Annotated in this window: 16 protein-coding genes and 1 riboswitch; of the genes, 7 read left to right on the forward strand and 9 right to left on the reverse strand. The window is 35.6% G+C overall.

The genetic code is table 11. From position 1 onward, the window contains the following. Positions 1-6: 6 nt before the first annotated feature. Positions 7-315, forward strand: a complete 309-nt coding sequence (locus BN3326_RS22865) for a helix-turn-helix domain-containing protein (RefSeq protein ID WP_074463595.1) — start codon at positions 7-9, stop codon at positions 313-315. Positions 316-669: 354 nt separating this feature from the next. Further along, positions 670-981 carry a thioredoxin gene (trxA, locus tag BN3326_RS07040; protein ID WP_069998491.1) on the forward strand — a complete coding sequence of 104 codons (312 nt, stop codon included), beginning with the start codon at positions 670-672 and terminating at the stop codon, positions 979-981. Between the two features lie 53 nt (positions 982-1,034). Here the strand turns inward: trxA and BN3326_RS07045 are convergent, their stop codons facing one another. The 8 genes from BN3326_RS07045 to BN3326_RS07080 all read right to left on the reverse strand — a co-directional run bounded on the left by BN3326_RS07045 (position 1,035) and on the right by BN3326_RS07080 (position 11,849). Then, a complete protein-coding gene (locus BN3326_RS07045; RefSeq protein ID WP_069998492.1) occupies positions 1,035-1,754 on the reverse strand; it encodes a YczE/YyaS/YitT family protein in 720 nt (239 codons plus the stop codon). A gap of 138 nt (positions 1,755-1,892) precedes the next feature. After that, the gene (locus BN3326_RS07050; RefSeq protein ID WP_069998493.1) at positions 1,893-3,140 is read right to left on the reverse strand and encodes a KamA family radical SAM protein; all 1,248 of its coding nucleotides are present in this window, start codon (positions 3,138-3,140) and stop codon (positions 1,893-1,895) included. Positions 3,141-3,191: 51 nt separating this feature from the next. Next, positions 3,192-3,342: riboswitch (cyclic di-AMP (ydaO/yuaA leader) on the reverse strand. Between the two features lie 148 nt (positions 3,343-3,490). Further along, positions 3,491-5,734, reverse strand: coding sequence for a PAS domain S-box protein (locus tag BN3326_RS07055; RefSeq protein WP_069998494.1), 2,244 nt, complete (start codon positions 5,732-5,734; stop codon positions 3,491-3,493). Further along, complete coding sequence (locus BN3326_RS07060; RefSeq protein ID WP_069998495.1) at positions 5,710-8,481, reverse strand: PAS domain S-box protein; 2,772 nt, start codon at positions 8,479-8,481, stop codon at positions 5,710-5,712. Before BN3326_RS07060 ends, BN3326_RS07055 begins: the two co-directional genes overlap by 25 nt. A gap of 164 nt (positions 8,482-8,645) precedes the next feature. Beyond that, positions 8,646-9,674 carry a threonine aldolase family protein gene (locus BN3326_RS07065; protein WP_069998496.1) on the reverse strand — a complete coding sequence of 343 codons (1,029 nt, stop codon included), beginning with the start codon at positions 9,672-9,674 and terminating at the stop codon, positions 8,646-8,648. Between the two features lie 120 nt (positions 9,675-9,794). Continuing rightward, complete coding sequence (locus BN3326_RS07070; RefSeq protein ID WP_069998497.1) at positions 9,795-10,178, reverse strand: HEPN domain-containing protein; 384 nt, start codon at positions 10,176-10,178, stop codon at positions 9,795-9,797. Further along, positions 10,147-10,539 (reverse strand): nucleotidyltransferase domain-containing protein, encoded by a 393-nt coding sequence (locus tag BN3326_RS07075; protein WP_069998498.1) that lies wholly within the window; start codon positions 10,537-10,539, stop codon positions 10,147-10,149. The genes BN3326_RS07070 and BN3326_RS07075 overlap by 32 nt, the downstream gene beginning before the upstream one ends. Positions 10,540-10,673: 134 nt before the next feature. After that, entirely contained in the window at positions 10,674-11,849 is a 1,176-nt protein-coding gene (locus BN3326_RS07080) for a DUF2812 domain-containing protein (RefSeq protein ID WP_069998499.1), read from the reverse strand. A gap of 141 nt (positions 11,850-11,990) precedes the next feature. Between BN3326_RS07080 and BN3326_RS07085 the strand changes: the two genes are divergently transcribed. The 5 genes from BN3326_RS07085 to BN3326_RS07105 all read left to right on the forward strand — a co-directional run bounded on the left by BN3326_RS07085 (position 11,991) and on the right by BN3326_RS07105 (position 16,872). Then, positions 11,991-12,572: a chromate transporter gene (locus BN3326_RS07085; RefSeq protein WP_069998500.1), complete on the forward strand. Its 582-nt coding sequence runs from the start codon at positions 11,991-11,993 to the stop codon at positions 12,570-12,572. Beyond that, a complete protein-coding gene (locus BN3326_RS07090) occupies positions 12,559-13,125 on the forward strand; it encodes a chromate transporter (RefSeq protein WP_069998501.1) in 567 nt (188 codons plus the stop codon). The genes BN3326_RS07085 and BN3326_RS07090 overlap by 14 nt, the downstream gene beginning before the upstream one ends. A 158-nt stretch (positions 13,126-13,283) precedes the next feature. Further along, entirely contained in the window at positions 13,284-13,757 is a 474-nt protein-coding gene (locus BN3326_RS07095) for a permease (protein WP_069998502.1), read from the forward strand. Further along, a complete protein-coding gene (locus BN3326_RS07100) occupies positions 13,757-14,296 on the forward strand; it encodes a permease (RefSeq protein WP_171903792.1) in 540 nt (179 codons plus the stop codon). Before BN3326_RS07095 ends, BN3326_RS07100 begins: the two co-directional genes overlap by 1 nt. Before the next feature lie 209 nt (positions 14,297-14,505). Continuing rightward, on the forward strand, positions 14,506-16,872 hold the full coding sequence (locus tag BN3326_RS07105; protein ID WP_069998504.1) for an ABC transporter substrate binding protein: 2,367 nt from the start codon (positions 14,506-14,508) through the stop codon (positions 16,870-16,872). A gap of 41 nt (positions 16,873-16,913) precedes the next feature. Here the strand turns inward: BN3326_RS07105 and BN3326_RS07110 are convergent, their stop codons facing one another. After that, positions 16,914-19,460 carry an HD domain-containing phosphohydrolase gene (locus BN3326_RS07110; protein ID WP_069998505.1) on the reverse strand — a complete coding sequence of 849 codons (2,547 nt, stop codon included), beginning with the start codon at positions 19,458-19,460 and terminating at the stop codon, positions 16,914-16,916. Between the last annotated feature and the right edge of the window lie 433 nt (positions 19,461-19,893).

Below are 19,893 nucleotides of genomic sequence, written 5' to 3' on the forward strand. Positions count from 1 at the left end.
CTTGAAGTGCAAAGTTATATTGATGAACATTTCAAAACAGAGCCGTCCTTAGAGTTACTTGCTTTGTTATTTTTCCTCGATAAATACTACCTAGCTCATTTATTTAAAGACATTACCAGCTTCACTATCAAGCAGTATATTTTGCTTAAAAAAATTGCCTTTGCAAAAAACGAACTGCACTTTACCAATAAGAGTATCACTGAGATCTCCCTCGATGCCGGTTTTAACAGTCAAAGTAACTTCATCCGGATCTTTCAAAAGAAAGAGGGTATGACCCCTCTTCAGTATCGCATCTACTATCGCAAAAATACGTAAAAACGCTGAGCGCCCTTACTAACTGGGGTTCTCAGCGTTTTTTATGATAACTATCTCATTATTCTTCTTTACACAAAGCACATTCAGTCAAGGTCCATCCACATGATCCCGCCTCACATCCTGAGTTATCCACATCTTTTCTAATTTAAATCCCAAATCTATGTATAACGCTCTAGCTTCTACTTCCGTTAAGTCATGAAAATACCGTTATTTTTATATTTTTAGTTTTGTGACTTTCTTACAGATAAAACGCTATGAACAGCATATAATAAGTCTATAGTCAATTTATAACAGACTATAAAAAAATATTCTCTGTTATAAAAATGTTATAAAAACCGAAAGGAGATGTGAATTATGTCAACACTTAAAATCACCAGAGAGAATTATGAAAAAGAAGTCATGAAATCTGATAAACCTGTCCTTCTTGATTTCTGGGCACCTTGGTGCGGCCCTTGTCGTGCAGTATCTCCAGTTATAGATCAAATCGCCCAAGAAGTCCAAACAGCAAAAATATGTAAAATTAATATAGATGAACAGCCTGAACTCGCAAGCGCCTATGGCGTTATGAGTATTCCTACACTAAAAGTAATCAAAAACGGCCAGGTTGTCAATTCTTCTGTTGGCGCAAAATCAAAAGCTGATATTTTAAAAATGTTAAATATCTAAAATTTAATCCTAATTGCTATAAATTTGGCCCGCTCTTTATGAGCGGGCCTTGGTTAATTTAAATGAGACTCTATACCTGATACTTTTATTTCTTGCGTCAAAACTATTTCTTTGGTAAAAGTTGTCTCTTGACTTTGCGGGGCAACCAGTAATACATGCAGTTTTTCTCCATATAACTTATTAAATAAAGCCACCAGCCTGCCAACAAACAGAACGGCCATAATAGTTCCAATTCCAATACCGATTATTTTTCCCTCTAAAAGAAAGCCGCAAATAGTACTTATTAGAACAAATATCCCATCAAACCAGTTTTTTACATAACCAAAGTCTTTTTGCAGTTTCTCAGAAAGCATTTGCACCAACCCCTCTGGTGCATTGGGTACAATTTTCATATGTACTGTAAGTACTACCCCAAGTGCTGTTAGTGTGATAGCTGCTGCCAAAAGCCAAATCCTGCTCCAGATGTTTGTAGGCTCTATCTGAACAAATTGATTAAAAAAATCTGTATATCTTCCAAATAAAATACTGAATGGCAGCTGCAATAATAAAGCTACCTTAAAATCTCTACCCATTAAAATAGCCTGCGCAATAATAAAAAAGATGTACAAAACAATTGTAATATTACCTAGTGAAAGCCCTGTTGCATAAGAGATCACATAAGGTACTGAATTAAGCGCCGACACACCTAAACCAGTTTTTGTATTAATTATAACGCCCAGCGAAAGAATCCCAATCCCTATCATGTAAATGACTAGTCTTAATATCTGTCTCATCTATCTTGTCCTATCTATCCCTATATTTTAATCAGTAATACGCTGATCTATCTTATATAGTATCACATATCTAGCAGCGTAAGCTATCTTAACTTTATATCCAATTTTACACAAGGGATTTAAAGACTTCATAATTGTTTACTCAGTATATATTCTATTCTTAATTTCAAAGCTTTTGCCTTCCCAGTTGCGAAGTACCGCCTTTTCACTTCCAATATAAGAAATATAGTTTGGAAGAATAGGCGTCTTGCCAAGCCCTTTAGGTCCATTTACAATATAGGTCGGCACCGCCATACCGGAGGTCCGTCCTCTTAGAGACTCCATGATCTCCATGCCTTCTTCTATCCTTACCCAGAAATGTGATGTACCTTTTACGGTCTTTGGGTGAAATATGTAATAGGGTTTAACCCTCATTTTAAGGAGACTTTGATTAAGTTTTCTTACAACATATTTATCATTATTTACGCCATTTAAGAGCACCATTTGATTACCTAGAGGAATACCCGCATCTGCCAACATTTCACAAGCTCTTTTAGAGTCTTTGGTAATCTCTCTTGGGCTGTTAAAATGGGTATTGATATAAATAGGATGATACTTTTTGAGTATATTAACGAGTTCAGGGGTAATCCTTTGCGGCAGTGTAACCGGTGTTCTTGTGCCAAAACGAATGATTTCTACATGCTTAATGCTTCTAAGCTCCACTAAGATCCATTCTATCGTGGCATCATCCAGCAAAAAAGCATCTCCGCCCGTTATCAAAATATCCCTAAGTTCCTTATTGGCCCTTACATAGTTAATGGCATTTTGTAATTTTTCCTTAGACGAGTGCTTATCATGTTCGCCTATCATCCTGCGCCTTTGGCAGAATCTGCAGTACATCCCACAGAGATTGGTAACCTTAATAATAAGCCTGTCAGGATATCTTCTTGTAATCAGTTCATCTGGTGCCCACCCAGCTTCATCCATAGGATCAAGCTCCCCTTCATCATTAAGTTCAATAAAAGAAGGTACAGACTGACGTTTAATAGGGCATAGATCATCATCTGGATCGATAAGAGACATATAATAAGGTGATATACCATATCTGAAAGTACGTCCAACAGTCATAATCTTCTCTTTTTCATCTAACGCAAGTCCAAGAATATCTCCTAGGTCCTCAGTCCGGGTAAATCTATTTTGAAGCTGCCACTTATAATCATTCCACTGCGCTTCTGTGGCATTTAGCTTATGTAAAATTTTATTTTTTTGAAACTTCATTTTGTCACTATCTTCTAGTCCTGTTTTAATCTTATCTTTAATAAATTCATAATCCTCAATAGTTTGTTTCAAATGAAAAAATTGATTATCTTCTCTTACTTTTTCTTGTATCTCAAAAATATTATTCATAGGCCAATCAACCTCCTGGAAAAATTTTGGGACTAAAAATAAAAGCGATACCCCCCTTCCTTTCAAAGCTTCCGAGGTTAGCTGTCGGGTTCGGGCCGAAAGGATCTCTAGCCCTACCAGAAAATGTTCTGGATTCACCCCCAAAATTGGTTCCCCCGTATCCTGCTTACTTTAATATGCAGGAATTCAGCACGTCCAGTATTCATTTCTAATGATTACCTGTCTTTAATTATATTACATTGTTAGAATATTTGTCAAATTGCAGGAAAAAAATCATATGATGAATGCACTAAAAAAATCCCTGTCTGAAATGATTATTCATATCAAACAAGGACTACCGCTATTACCTTTTATGCACCCACATTTACAAGGAATGCTTTAACAATCTCTGGGTCAAACTGACTACCAGCATTTTTTCTAAGCTCTTCTATGGCTTCTTCTTGACTTAACTGTTCTCTATAAGGTCTTTCGCTAGTCATAGCATCATAGGCATCAGCAATGGCGATAATTCTAGCACCTATTGGTATTTCTTCACCTTTTAATCCTCTTGGATAACCTCTGCCATCCCATCTTTCATGATGGGCTAATACAAATTCTGCAAGTCTTGTAAATTCGTTAATAGATCTTAATATCTGATAACCAATTTCTGAGTGTCGTTCTATTTCACTGCGTTCTGCTGCATTTAATAAACGAGGCTTATCAAGAATACTGATATCAATAGCGATCTTCCCAATGTCATGCATTAACCCTGCCGTTCTAAGCTCTCTGATCTCTTCTTCACTTAAATTAAGTGCCCTTGCTATGGCTTCACAGAACTGGCTGACACGTTCTGCCTGCTGTTTTTCTCTTAGGGTTTTATTATGTAATGTGCTTATAATAATATCTATTGTCTTGTAGCGCATACTCTTGCTTTCTGAAAGCTTTTGTCTGTACATATGATCTTCTGCCTGTTTGAAAATATCAGTCATTTTTTGATCTGGTGTTTCCTTGGTTGCCCATCCATAAGATATGGATAAATTAATGGATTCTATCTTTTCTTTTGGTGTCTCAATAGAGATGGCATTCATAATCCATTCAGCCTCTTTAGAGGTGGTTTTAGGCAGTAAAATGACAAACTCATCCCCCCCTATTCTCGAGATGATATCATCTGCGCGGCATGCTCTTCTCATGATTGCTGCCGCTCTTTGTAAAATCTTATCCCCGATCAAATGGCCAAAAGCATCGTTTATTAACTTAAGTCCATTCACATCAAGCATAACCAATGTCAAAGGCAGATTTTTTTCTGCATCTAACCGAATGAGTTCTTCTTCAAAGAATCTACGGTTATACAATCCTGTTAATTGATCATGAAAGCTTAGGTACTTAATTGCTTCTTGCTTTTCCTTTTTCTCTGTAAAATCCCTAAACACCAAAACAACGCCTTTAATATTGCCCTCTTCATTTTTGATTGGCGCCAAGCTATCTTCAATAGGCCTTTCTGTACCATCTTTAGAGACTAGAAGGGTATGTTTAACAATTTCCATATTCTGACCCGTTTCAAGTACCTTGCGAACAGGATTTTCACATTTTTCTCTTGTATGTTCATTGATGATATTGAATACTTCTTCGAAAGACTTGCCATAAGCGTCCGCTTGGGTCCAGCCAGTAAGCTTTTCAGCTATAGGATTCATCATCTTAACCTTTTCATTGATATCCACTGATATAATGCCATCTCCCATAGATAACATCGTTGCCTTTAAAAGCCCTCTTTCTTCCTCTAAAGACCTCTCAAGTTCTTTTCTTTCAGTGATATTAATATGGCATCCGGCCATCCTTAAAGGTATATTCTCATCCGATTCTACAATATGTCCTGCACTAATCACCCACATAGTCGAACCATCTTTATGTTTACATCTCACTTCATTATAAAACGGTGTTTCTCCTAAACTATTGATATGTCTATTTAAACACTGTAACATATTTTCTAAATCCTCAGCATATATCAGCCTCTGCCAAGCTTCGAGAGAGTTTGGCAGTTCTTGGTCACTGTAGCCAAACATTTTTTTAAATCCTGGACTAAGATAGATCGTATCATTCACAAGATCCCAATCCCAATACCCCGCCAAGGTATCCTCTAGAATTCTTTCTAGGATATTTTTCTCCCTAGTAATTGCCTCTCTTGCCAAGACCTGACTCGTTATATCTGAAAACAAAGTTATAAATTGCCCTTTTTCTGGAGAGAATACGTTGACCGAGAAATACTTCCCTATTTCTTTTGAGTAGTCTTCAACATGCAACGTTTCTCCAGTTAATGCCACTTGTCCATATTTTTTAATCCAGTAATCTTCTGTTTCAGGTAATATTTCTAAAACAGTTTTATCCTTTATAATCTTAGCTTTTAAGCCTGTAATTTCTTCAAAGGCCTTATTGACATCTAAAAATCTGTAGTCTATGGGCTCTCCCTCTTCATTACAAATGATTTCATGAAGCGCAAAACCCTCCTGCATATTGCTAAATAGGTTAGGTGACTGCAGACTTCTTGTTTCAACAGGTCCGTGGATTGACTTCATTTGGTTTAATAAAAAATGCATTAGTTCTTTGGCTCCAGCTCCCATTTATTATCCCTCCCATCTTTAAAAATAACCTTGTCGAATACGTAGATCATATCAGGGTCAAACTGCGTTCCGGCATTCTTCTTTAACTCCTCCATTGCGGCTTCCTTACTAAGTGCTTTTCTATAGGGTCTCTCGCTCGTCATAGCATCATAGGCATCAGCAATAGCCATAATCCTCGCACCAACCGGTATTTCTTCTCCTTTTAATCCTCTTGGGTACCCTGCACCATCCCACCTTTCATGATGGGCTAATATGTATTCTGCAAGTCTCGTAAATTCATTGATAGCTCTTACTATCTGATAGCCAATTTCAGGATGCCTCTGTATCTCACTGCGTTCTTCATCACTTAGCTTGCTTGGTTTATCAAGAATACTTAAGTCAATGGCTATTTTACCTATATCATGCACAAGCCCTGCTGTTTCAAGTTCTCTTACATCATCACTATCTAGCTTCATAGCAAGGGCCAAGGATCTACAGAGCTGGCTGACATGTTCCGCATGTTGCTTTTCCAGCAGTGTTTTCTCATACAATGTTTTAATAATACTATCTATTGTCTTGTAGCGCATGCTTCTGCTTTCCGAAAGCTTTTGTCTATACATATGGTCTTCAGCAGCTTTAAAAATATCTGAAAACATCACATCTGATGTTTCCTTAGTCGCCCATCCATAAGATATGGATAAATGTACTGATTCATCTTGTTCTTCTGGTAAGACCTCAATGATCTGCTCGAGGATACATGCTGCTTCTTTGGAACTGGTTCTAGGTAATAAAATGACAAACTCATCGCCCCCAATTCTTGCAATGATATCTCCAGTTCGACATACTGTTCTCATGAGATTTGCAGCACGTTGCAAAATTCGGTCCCCCATCACATGACCAAAGGCATCATTAATGAGTTTAAGCCCATTAACATCCAGCATGACAAGTGTCAAAGGCCAATTACTGCTTGTGTCTAAGCGTTTTAACTCTTCTTCAAAAAATCTGCGATTGTATAGCCCTGTTAATTGGTCATGAAAGCTCAAATACTTAATTTGCTCAAGTTTCTCTTTTTTCTCCGTAAAATCTCTAAATACTAAGACAGCACCTTTAATATTTCCTTCTTTATCTTTGATTGGTGCAGCGCTATCCTCTACTGGTATTTCTCTGCCATCTCTAGTCATTAAGAGCGTATGATTATCCATTGCAACAATCTGCCCTGTGTCAAATACTCTTTGGATAGGACTATCACACCTTAGCCTTGTCTGCTCACTAATAATATTAAATACTTCTTCAAAAGGCTTGCCACACGCATCTGCCCCAGTCCAACCGGTTAGTTTTTCAGCTACTGCATTCATAATCTTAATCCTGCCGTTTATATCCACTGAGATCACGCCGTCCCCCATAGACAACATCGTCATCTTAAAGCGCTCCCGTTCTTCATCCAAAGACTGCTCAAGTTTCTTGCTTTCCGTAATATCAATATGACACCCAACCATCCTTAAAGGTTTATTCTCATCATCCCATTCTAAAACATGACCTGCGCAGATGACCCAAACTGTCGACCCATCTTTATGTCTGTATCGTACTTCATTATAAAATGGAATCTTTCCTAGGCTATCAACATGCTGCTTAAAACACTCTAAGGTGCCAGGTAAATCCTCAGCATATATCAGCCTCTGCCAAGTCTCTGGTGAATTTGGTAGCTCATCATCCTCATATCCAAGCATTTTTTTGAATCCTGGACTAAGATATTCTGTATGATCTACAAGATTCCAATCCCAATAGCCCGCTAAGGTATCCTCTAAGATGCGTTCTAAGATATTTTTTTCTCTTGCAATCGCCTCTTTCGATAAGACTTGGGTGGTTATATCTGAAATAAGTGTGGCAAATTTTCCTTTTTCAGGTGAAAATACATTAACTGAAAAATATTTCCCCATTTCTTTTGAGTAGTTTTCAAAATGCAAAGGTTGTCCGCTAAGCGCCACCTGTCCATATTTTTCAATCCAGTAATCTTCTGTTTCGGGTAATACTTCTAAAACAGTCTTATCCTTTATAGCCTCACTTTTTAAGCTTGTCATTGCTTCAAAAGCCTTATTGGTATCTAAAAATCTATAATCGATAGGTTCTCCCCTTTCATTACAGATTATTTCATGAAGCGCAAAGCCCTCTTGCATATTACTAAACAAATTCTGTGCCTGCACATTTTTTTCTTCAAGCGCTTTATGGACTGATTTGATTTTGTTTAATGCTCTAATAAGTACTGCACTAAAAATAAGTACAATAAGGCTTCCTGTTAAAAGTATGGTTTGTATCCATAAATTTCTCTGCCTTAAAGTATTTTCTGCCTGTATTCTTGGCGTAATATTATGGATAATAGAAAAAAGAGTCTCTTTATTATTCATCATGTAGGGATAGGAATATACCTCAACATTTTTAAACGTCCCATCAGCTAATCGGTGTGTAAAGATAAAGTAATGACGTTTCTGATTTTGGGCCGCCGCCATCTCATCACTAATTTCCGATGGACTTAGGGTATTGATTGCATTAATATTCATACTTAGAAGTTTTTCTCTTGGGTATCCATAGAAATGTACTGCAGCCTTATTTGCCCCTACTATATCTCCTGACTTAGTATCTATCAGCAGCATGACAGACCCATGATTTTCAAATAAATCAAAAGGATTCACATTACTTGCTTGTACAAAAACAGGGGTGAATACTATAAAGGTTACTAATAACTTAACAAGTATTTTAACTACATATTTCATAGGTTTTACCTCCCAATCTAAAAATTTAGACATGAAACGAGTAAGCTCCTGTGAATCCTGTATACAAATATTCTATATATTGACTTGTTTTTCCAATATTTTCTCTATAATTTATTATAATTTATTCTATGCTCTGCATCAACTATAAAACATCTCATTACCACTTAAAACACTATATTATTTAAATCCTTAACGAAATTTGAAACAGCCTCCTCTTTTGTAGCCCAGGAGGTTACAAGACGAATGGCCGAATAAGAATCATCAACCTTCTCCCAGATATGAAAAGCATATTTTTCTTGAAGCTTTTCAATCACGCTGTTTGGAAAAATCGGAAAGACTTGATTAGACGGGGAACTTATTAAAAAAGAAAAACCTAGTTTTTTGATTTCATCTTGTAGGCGCACTGCCATCTGATTGGCATGCTCTGCAAGTTCAAAGTATAAATTGTCTTTAAAAAGCGCCTCAAACTGTATCCCAAGAAGCCTACCTTTTGCAAGCAGGGCACCTTTTTGTTTAATATGAAATCTAAAATCCTCTTTAAGAAAGTCGTTACAGATTATAAGAGCTTCACCCATTAAGGCCCCATTTTTAGTTCCCCCTATGTAAAAGACATCTGTTAATCTGCCAAGATCTAAGAGGGTCATATCATTTTCTTTTGAAGTCAGCGCAGAACCAAGTCTTGCACCGTCTAGATATAAAAGCAGGTTGTTTGCTTTGCAAAACTGACTTAAACCTTCAAGTTCGGCCTTCTTATAGATAGAGCCTACCTCTGTAGAATTTGAAATATAAACCATCTTAGGGCTTACCATATGTTCGTCAGTGTGTCCATCTAGTACTGACTGGATATGGTCCATCCTAAGCTTCCCATCACTTGTCTCCACCGTAATCACCTTATGTCCTGTAGCTTCAATAGCACCAGTCTCATGGGTAGCTATATGACCAGTAGCTGCAGCAATAACTGCCTGATGAGGCCTTAAAAAAGCCGAAATTGCCGTAAGATTGGTCTGTGTACCACCTACAAAGAAGTGAACAGCAATGTCGTCTCGTCCTATCATCTCTTTTAATAACCAAGCGGCCTTCTGTGAATAATGATCCTCTCCATAACCTTCCGTCTGCTCTAGGTTAGATGCTATTAAAGCTTCTAGTATTTTTGGGTGTGCCCCTTCACTGTAATCATTTTTAAAACTATACATTTTTGCAACCTCCGTCTTGTAGTGTTTAAATTATCCTATAGCCTTATAGATGTCATTTCACATTATATTGATTAAAAATAACAGCTCTTATCAAAATAAGAACTGTCATTTTATTAGGTACTATTTAAATTGTTCTGCTATTTTTAGGAACCATTTCTCTAAACAATCCATAACTTTAACAAGTTGTCTTTTAGAAGTTACAAAAGCACTATCATATCTTGTCCCTGTAGCCCATTCAGTAATGACTACATCATAATCTTGCAGCAACTCTGGTATATCTATTTGAAGGTTCAAGCACTTATCTACTAATACACCTATTCTATGCGTATGAGGATATTGTTCACCCTTCATTTCTATTTGAAACTTCAGCATCTTCTCAGCTGCTTGCTGTACATGATACGCAATATAATTCAAATAAACCTCATCTTTTGCATCTTCTAAAAGTCTTAAATTATTTTGTGCCATTTGTAAATCAGTCCGTGCTAGTACATAAAGCCCTTTCATAAATCAGCAGCCCCTCTCTACTTACAACATCACAAATGCTATTTTTTACTTTTACATTTTCATCGTATTCCTTTTGAGTCTTAATAATCACATCTACTTCATTATCTAGTGTTTTAAATAGTGTACTAAAAGCTTTATACAAGACTTCACTTTTATCTGCAATAACTAAGAGGTCAATATCACTTTCCTCTCCGCAGTGTAGTGTCAAACTGCTTCCGAACACATATACTTTTTCAACTTCACATGGAAGCTGGCTTAGAAGTTGCATCATATCTTTTTGTTTTGATGGATAAATATGCTCTATTTTATAATCTGTATCAAAAAGTTTATTAAATGTATATCTTTTACCCACCTCTACCATAAATCTACTCACTCCCTTTAGCAGTATGTAAAGTCTACCTATCAATATATTTATTATATTATATACCATAAACACAATTTATTAAACATTTAGGTGGAGAAACTGTTATAGCTTATCCCCGTTAAGCTATAAATTTATGGCATTTTAGAAATAGTAGATATGATATGCTCAACATCTTTATTGCCATAATATCTTATATAAATTACTTTATTATCCCAACTTGCAAAAATTTGTTTCTTAGTATCCTCTGACGTAATATATATCTGATCAAATGCTGGATGCTTAATTTCCTTTGGCGTAATGTCCGGATCATATAGATATTGTTTCATAAGATCCTGCAGGAATCCATCTGTCATTTTATTAAAAGCCAACTGATAGAACTGGGTATGGATACTTGGTGAATACACGCCACTGTTATCTTCCCACATCTCATTACTTACAATACCCTGTTCATCTATCTTTAGCTGAATTGGCGCTAAGATGCTCCAGTCATAGCTCACACGATTATGCCAATCTACTCCCCTGTTATTATAGCCAATCTTTCGTTTAAGATCGGGATTTTGTTCCACTTCTATCAGTCTTATAATTGGCAGATCTGTTTTAGCCTCAGGCAGCGTATTATTTTTGCTTTTTACCATTTGCATAATCGGAGCAAATACCATAAATACTGTAATACTTAAAAACAAAAGAGCAGCGATACCATTTATCAAACGATGTAGCTTCCCTCTCGCTTTATATGAAAGAGGCTTATTTTCTAAAAATGTTTTTTTAAGCTTATATGCCCACATATAATTACGTACTACCGTATAAAAAACATATAATTCTACAATAACAAGTAGTATTTGCTGAATAATCCCACCCTTAACCATTGACAAAAAAAGTCTGTCGGTAAGGAATAAAACACTGCACATCATCCCAAGAAATATCAGCATTATGACCGATATCACTATAAGATTTTTTCTAAGCTGCCTTTCTAGCTTACATACTGTCTCTTTCTGCTTCTTAAAATCTATATAAGACTCAAGTGCACTACCTGACTCTTCAGATGAAAAAAAGTAAAACTTGCCCCTGTTCGCAGCCAACTGCCAGCCGCCCGCCCTGCAGTGTGCAATTTCTTGCTGGGAAGGTTTTTCATCTAATAAGGCCACTTGATATTTCGTTTGAGTAGGTTCTCCTTTTTCAAAAACAGCAAATAAACGGCCTATACTTTTTAAATGGAGCCCCGAAGCGGCCATCTCAGAAAACCAGCTTTCATTGCTGCCTAGTTGCCAGCTATCCTCAAATAATATTTTCTTAACTATTTTACCCATAATCCCTCCTCTAGTTTACCAAAAAACTTTTAATTATTTTACTTTATACCCATCAACTACCAATATTATAACATAACATTATTTTACTTATAAGCTCTTAGGTTATATAATTAAAGCTATAGATGCCTAAGGAGGTGTAGTGTGAAACCTAATTACAAGACCTATCTTAAACTCTTTACCTCAACTTTTTACATAAGTGCATTTACCTTCGGCGGAGGCTTCGTCATTATTCCTCTGATGCGAAAAAAGTTTGTGCAAGAACTTAAGTGGATTGAAGAACAAGAGATGATTGACTTAACAGCCATTGCCCAGTCCTCTCCTGGTGCAATAGCCGTTAATACATCTATTTTAGTGGGATATCGTACAGCCGGACTTTTAGGTGCTATCGTAACCGTCATAGGAACAGTTTTACCACCGCTTATTTGTTTGTCTATCATATCACTGTTTTATACTGCCTTTAGAGATAATAATATTATCAAGTCAGCCCTTAAAGGCATGCAGGCGGGTGTAGCTGCTGTTATTATTGACGTTGCATATAATATGGGAAATGGAATAGTCCTTGAAAAAAAGAAAGTACCTTTATCTATCTTAATAGGTACCTTTATCGCTGTGTATTTTTTTAACATAAACGTGATTTATATTATACTGACTTGTATTGCTATTGGTATCATTCTACCCCTGTGGCCGCAAAGAAAGGAGCATGACACGCATGATCCATTTTAAGATTTTTCTTAGTTTCGTTCAAATAGGCTTATTTAGTATAGGCGGTGGCTACGCAGCTATTCCGCTCATACAAAATCAAGTTGTAGACATTAACCATTGGCTTACACTCTCAGAATTTACAGACCTTATTACCATTGCCGAAATGACGCCTGGTCCTATTGCGATCAATGCGGCTACCTTTGTAGGTCTTCAGATTGCAGGACTTGGTGGTGCTACCATCGCTACCTTTGGCTGTATCTTGCCATCCAGTATTATTGTTTCAACGCTGGCCTATTTTTATTATAAATATAAAAACTTAGCTGCTGTTCAAGGTGTCCTTAGCAGCCTTCGTCCAGCGGTAGTTGCTCTCATTGCTTCTGCTGGTTTATCCATTCTGATTTTGGCCCTCTGGGGAGAATGCGGCTTTTCTTATAATAATGAGGAAAGTATTAATTTCATATCGCTGTTTATATTTGCTGTAAGTATTCTAGCGCTAAGGCGATTTAAACTAAGTCCTATTTATGTCATAGGCGGATCCGGTATTATCGGTATGCTCCTCTATCATATTGTTTAAAATGGATTTTCTTGACTTTTATAAAAATTTTAGCTGTCCTTCGATTATCCAGAACGATTTATTACCCAAAAGTGATTTAATCACTGAAACTTATTGGCTTTTTAGATAAAATAAGTGCTAATAAAATATATTCGTTTTTTTTAAGGAGAGGATACAACTTGACACAGATCTTTTATATATTATCTATTACTGCACTTTTGGTATCTTTTATAAAAAGTAAAGCAAAAACTAAATTGGCTCTTAAAAAGGCTTGGAAGTCCTTTGAGAATATAATGCCGCAATTTTTAGCTATTATCTTCATTATAGGGATTATGCTCTCAGTTTTAACCCCAGATCAGATCTCTTTATTCATAGGCAATGAATCTGGCTGGGTTGGTATTATGATTGCTGCATTTATTGGCTCTATTACACTTATCCCCGCTTTTGTTGCCTTTCCACTTGCCGCAGCCCTCATTAATAACGGTGCAGGCTATATGCAAATTGCAGCTTTTATTTCTACATTGATGATGGTAGGCGTTGTGACTATACCTATTGAGATTAAATATTTTGGCAAAAAAGCAACATTGCTCAGAAATATTTTTGCCTTTGTATTTTCACTTATTGTTTCTGCATTAATGGGGGTGTTCATATAATGGAAAAGTTAATGGTATTATTAAAAAGATATCGCTTATTTATATTTATACTGCTTATTAATAGTGTTATTTTAATTATAAATCCTGAGATTGGTACTAAATCGCTTACTATAACTAGTCAAAATATCATTGAAATGTTAGCCGTTATCCCTCCTATTTTCATACTACTCGGACTGCTTGATGTATGGGTTAAACGAGAAACCATGATTAAATATATGGGGGAAGGCTCCGGACTTACTGGCATACTGATTGCCTTTTTCTTAGGTTCTGCTGCTGCTGGGCCTTTATATGCGGCTTTTCCGGTTGCAGGCATATTACTCAAAAAAGGTAGCAAGCTCTCTAATGCTCTTGTTTTTATAGGGGCGTGGTCAACCACTAAAATTCCTTTGCTTTTATTTGAAGCCTCTGCTATGGGAACCCGTTTTACTGTCATAAGACTTATTATCAATTTAATTGGCATTCTCGTTATTGCTTATTTTACTGAAAAGCTCCTATCTCAAAATGAAAAAGAAGCAATCTATGAAGCTTCTCAAACATAAAAAATCCTCTTAATAGAGGGTTTTTTATGTTTGAATAGCGTTATAAACATCAAATATTTTATAATTATATACTTTCTAAAAAAATATTGCTTAATGATGTCACTTATGTTAAGATTACACTGTTTTGAATAATAAAATATTTAAAATTTTTAGTCAAAAAGATAATCTTTTATCTTAGTTTATAAATTAATCAATAAGGAGTACGCATTATGAAAAATAATGGATGGAGAGTATATAATTACTTAGTAATTCTATTAATCTCTGTGGTTATATTTATGAGTTCCAATATCGAGGTCTTTTCTAAAGAAGCAAACAAAAAAAATATACTTGTATTAAATTCCTACCATCCGGAAGATATATGGGCTAATGATGAGTTGAATGGTATTAAACAGCAATTAAGTTTAGCTGACTACCCTATAGATATTACCGTAGAATATATGGATAGCAAAAACTATTCCGGCATTGAATACATCAATAAACTTTATGATTTATATCATTATAAATATAAAAATAGAGTTTTTGATATTATTATCTGTACAGATAATGATGCTTTTAATTTTATGAAAGGTTATGGTGAGAAATTATTTCCTAACACCCCGGTTGTATTTTGTGGTGTCAATAATTTTGATGACTCATTGATTGAAGGTTATAAACATTTTACCGGCGTAGCAGAAATAATTGATATTGAGCGTACACTCGATACCGCATTAAAGCTTCACCCTCAAGCTCGGAAAATTATTGTTATTTTAGATGCTACAACGACAGGCCTTGAAAATAGAAAAATACTTAATCAATTAGTTGATAAATATAATGCCCAATTTAGTTTTTATCAGGGAATGGATCTAGATTATGTTAGCGCTATGGTTGAAACGTTGTCTGAAGATACTATTGTATTTATTGCATCAGCTTTCAAGGACCCAAAAGGCGTACATATATCCATGGCAGACAGCGGCAGCATTATAAGTTCAAAATGCAGTGTACCACTGTATAGTTGCTGGGATTTTTATATCAATAATGGTGTTGTAGGGGGACTTATGACATCAGGCTATGTTGAAGGCGAAAATGCTGCCAATTTAGTACTTAAAATCTTAGACGGCGAGTCACCCTCAGATCTGCCAGTTGTTAAAAATAGTAAGCACCAATATATGTTTGATTATAATAAGCTGCAGCAATTTAATATCAAACCTTCAAATTTACCACCAGGCTCCATCCTATATAATGCCCCCAATCAGTTTTACGAGGTCCCTAAAGTTTATACTTGGGCAATCATATACATATTAGCAGGCATCATACTCATCCTTATTTTTGTAAATTATAAGCGTGAAACCACACAAAAAGCATTACAAGAAAGTGATGAACTCTTAAGAATGGTTATTAATTCTCTTCATGATATCATTTGCTTCAAGGATTCTGAAGGTCGCTGGATTGAAGCTAATACGGCAATGCTCGAGCTGTATAAATCCGACAGAAGCATCATTGGTAAAACTGATGATGAACTCAGCAAATTGCTACCCGAGTTTGCGCATCAGTTTAGTTTTTGTAAGTCAACGGACAATATTGCATGGGAAACAAAAAGCTATTCAAAAGCTGAGGAAGTGTTTATCCAACCTGGAGGAGAAGACAAAATATATGATGTGATAAAGATACCACTATTTAACGAAGATGGCAGTAAAAAGGGCTTGGTGGCTTTAGGTCATGATATTACAGAGCATAAAAAGGCCGAGTCACTTAAGAAAAAATCCGAAGAAAGCAGCAGAATGATTAATGAACTTATACATTATGAGAAAATAAGAACAGATTTTTTTGCGAATTTATCCCATGAATTTAGAACACCTTTAAACCTCATCTTTAGCGCCTTACAAATGATTGAATTATTAGAAAAAGATCAAAGTTCAAATAGCTTCTCTTCTAAATTAACAAACTATACAAGTATTATGAAACAAAACTGCTTTAGGCTTCTTAGAATAGTCAATAATCTCATTGATATTACAAAAATTGATGCGGGCTATCTACTCTTAGACCTTAAGAATGAAAACATCGTATCAATTGTTGAGGAGATCTCCTTATCCGTTAAGGATTATATGGAAAACAGAGGGCTAAGTCTTGTTTTTGACACGGATATTGAAGAAAAGATTATATCTTGTGATGCTGATAAAATCGAAAGAATAGTGTTAAATCTTTTATCAAATGCTATAAAATTCACTGAATCTGATGGCAAAATAGAAGTTACTATCACCGATGCTGGTGATGCCATAAATATTTCAGTTAAAGATACAGGTATCGGCATCCCTAAGGAGAAACAGGACTTGATTTTTGAAAAATTTATGCAGGTTGATAAGTCTTTATCCAGAAATAGAGAAGGCAGCGGCATTGGATTATCACTCGTCAAATCTCTTGTTGAATTACATAACGGCCATATAAGTGTAAAAAGCGAGTATGGACAAGGCAGTGAATTTATCATAACACTTCCCGCTGTTCTCACACCTCAGCCGGAAGCGTCTTTAGATTATACCGCCCATACTATTCAAAATAAGGTCGATAACATCAATATTGAATTCTCAGACATATATGCCTAAAAAAGTTATTGCTTTCGGTTAAATAATGTGTTGTATACCTGTTATTTAACCGTTAAGCATCGATCATCAGATTGTATGAGCGTAGTAAAAATCCCCGTAATTTCAGGATCAAATTGCGTTCCTGCATGCTTGATCAGTTCCTTTATAGCAACCTCACGGCTCACGCCCTTTCGATAAGGCCTATCTGATACCATTGCCTCATATGCATCTGCAACCGCTATAATTCTTGCAATAAGTGGAATATCTTTTCCTCTTAGTCCACGGGGATAACCTTGGCCATCCCATCTTTCATGATGACTAAGTACACTCTCAGCCAGTGAAGAGTAGGTATCTACTGACTTTAATATTTGATAGCCAATCTCTGAGTGCTTTTTAACATCATCATATTCCGTCTCTGTCAGTACTTCTGGTTTATTTAACACATTTTCATTGATAGCGATCTTACCAATATCATGCATCAAACCTGCTGCCTCAATTTCTTTAATCACTTCATAATCTAGTTGCATAGCTATGCCAATCTGCTTACTTAGAAGACTTACCTTCTCGGAATGAATTTTTTCTCTCTCATTCTTTTCATTTAATGTATTAATAATAATACGGATAGTTTCATTGCGCATACTTTGGCTTTCAGTTAACTTTTTACGATACATATATTCTTCTGCTTTTGAAAAAATATCATTTATAGGCTGGTCCACTTCATATTTAGTTTCCCATCCAATCGATACAGAAATCATAATCTGTCTGATACGCTCATTGCTTACCGAACTATAAATATTTTTAACAACTTTTTCAGCCTCTTCATAAGTTGTTCTTGGGAATAAGATGATAAATTCATCTCCACCTACTCTGGCTACTACATCCTCGGCTCTACATTCTTTTGTGAAGATTTCAGAAACTTTTTTTAGCAGTTCGTCCCCAGCTACATGTCCAAAAGCGTCATTTGTAAGTTTTAATCCATTCACATCAATCATAGCAATTGTAAGCGGCAGCTGATGCGTTTCATCTAAACTTATCAACATTTCCTCTAAAAATCTTCTATTATAAAGACCTGTGAGCTGATCGTGATAGCTAAGATATTCAATGTAAGAAAGGTTCTTTTTTTGATCTGTAATATCTCTGGTTATTGCCATAACCTCATCGCCCTTTATTTTAACTATCCTCATCTCATAATGATTAATGCCATCCGGAAAGTCTATACTATATTCAAATATCTGAAGCTTATTTTCTTCTAAGGCCCGCACAATATATTTTATGCCCTTTGTCGCAATAGGCTCTGGCATCACATCTATTAAAAGTTTGCCTAAAAAATCTTTCTTTTCATATACTAAGCGCGTCTCATCACCAACCTGGCAATCCAAGAATCTCCCCTCTTGATTTAAGCGAAATATGATATCCGGCAGTGCATTAACTATAGCTTTATTCTTCTCTTCACTTTCTCTAAGCTCCATCTCAGTAGCCATTAATTGCTGCAAAGCCGCGGTGAGTTCCTCATTTGAGGCCTTGAGTTCTTCTTGATTTTCATTAAGACGTCCAAAATAATCTTGTGTTTTTTCAAGAGCTGCATTAATAGATGCTCTTAAAATACGAAAAGGATCCTTTGTTTCAATAGGCAGGCGATAATTGATATTTTTATCGACTGAGATTAATCGGATATCTTTATCAAATGCTAAAATGGGCATTATAATATGTTTTCTCTGCTGAATCACTAAAATGGAGAAAATAAGGCTCGCAGATATTCCAGTTATCAAGAAAATCATCAAAATCTGCTTTTCGGTGTTGATATAGTCATGCATCGGCACAAAGCTTCCAACCATCCAATCCGTTCCTGCAATCGGCTGATAGGCCGCATACCCTCGTATCCCTTCAAGTGTAATAGGCATTATGTCTGCCTTATTTTGAAACATCGCTGCTGCAAGACCTTCAGAAACCGCTTTAATATTAATAGGTTCAGCAGTTGATACATATGCCTTGGAGGGGTGAGCAAGTATATTGCCTTTACCGTCAATTAAAAATGAATAGCCATAGTCAGATATTTTTTGATCCTCTATCAAGTTAAGTATGCCTTCAATAGAAATATCGCCTGCAACCACACCTAAAAACTGATTATCCAGATCATAAACAGGTTGTGCTACAGTTACAACATAGTGATCATTTGATGCATTCAAAAAAGCCTCCGTATAAATAAGCCCATCTTCTTGAATTGCTTTTTTATACCAAGGTCGCGTTCTTAGATCAAAGGTCGGTGGCGGCATCCAACCACTTCCATTAACCATCTTATTTTTTGGCGTTCCAAAATAAATAGATGAAAACGAAGGGTTATCTGCCATAAGTTTCTTTAATAAAAGAAGGATATTTTCATCTTCCTTTTGAGTAGCAATAAAAACTGCAGCATCCGCTATCATCTGTCCTTTTTGCCTTAATCTGCCACTAATCACCCCTGCAACATTATCTCTTTTTAGTGAAATATTTGTCTGGAGTTCTTCTTTGATTACTTTTTCAAAAAGACTATATTCTAAAAACATACCAAGTGCTACTGTTATGGCAACAATGATACCCACACTATAAAACCTTTTTATCATCTGATTCATCTACAAACCTCCCATCCCTTTATTTTAATTGCCTTTACGAGATATTTTATTGTCTATAACTTAGCCTATACACCCTTTAATATAGTCTAAATGATTAAAACCCCCTAGATTATAACTCTTTAAGTATATAAAAATCTCCAAAAAGTGACATTATATGAAGTGTTAAAAAATACAAAAACATCACTTTAAGGAGAATTTAGTCGTATTAACATTATAGCAAAAAGGTATTAAAATGAAAATCATTTGTTTTTAAACAATGCAGTCTATACAATTTATTACAGCAACTGTATAATCAAAATAGTCAAATTTTTTTGATATATTTATAGAGAAACAATATATAAACTTGAGTTATTCATCACTATAAAATTGTTTCTCTGAATGATTTCACATCACATATTATTTTGAATAATTATAATTTAAAGATGTGAAATCT

This window comes from Cellulosilyticum sp. I15G10I2 (assembly GCF_900095725.1).
GTDB lineage: Bacteria > Bacillota > Clostridia > Lachnospirales > Cellulosilyticaceae > FMMP01.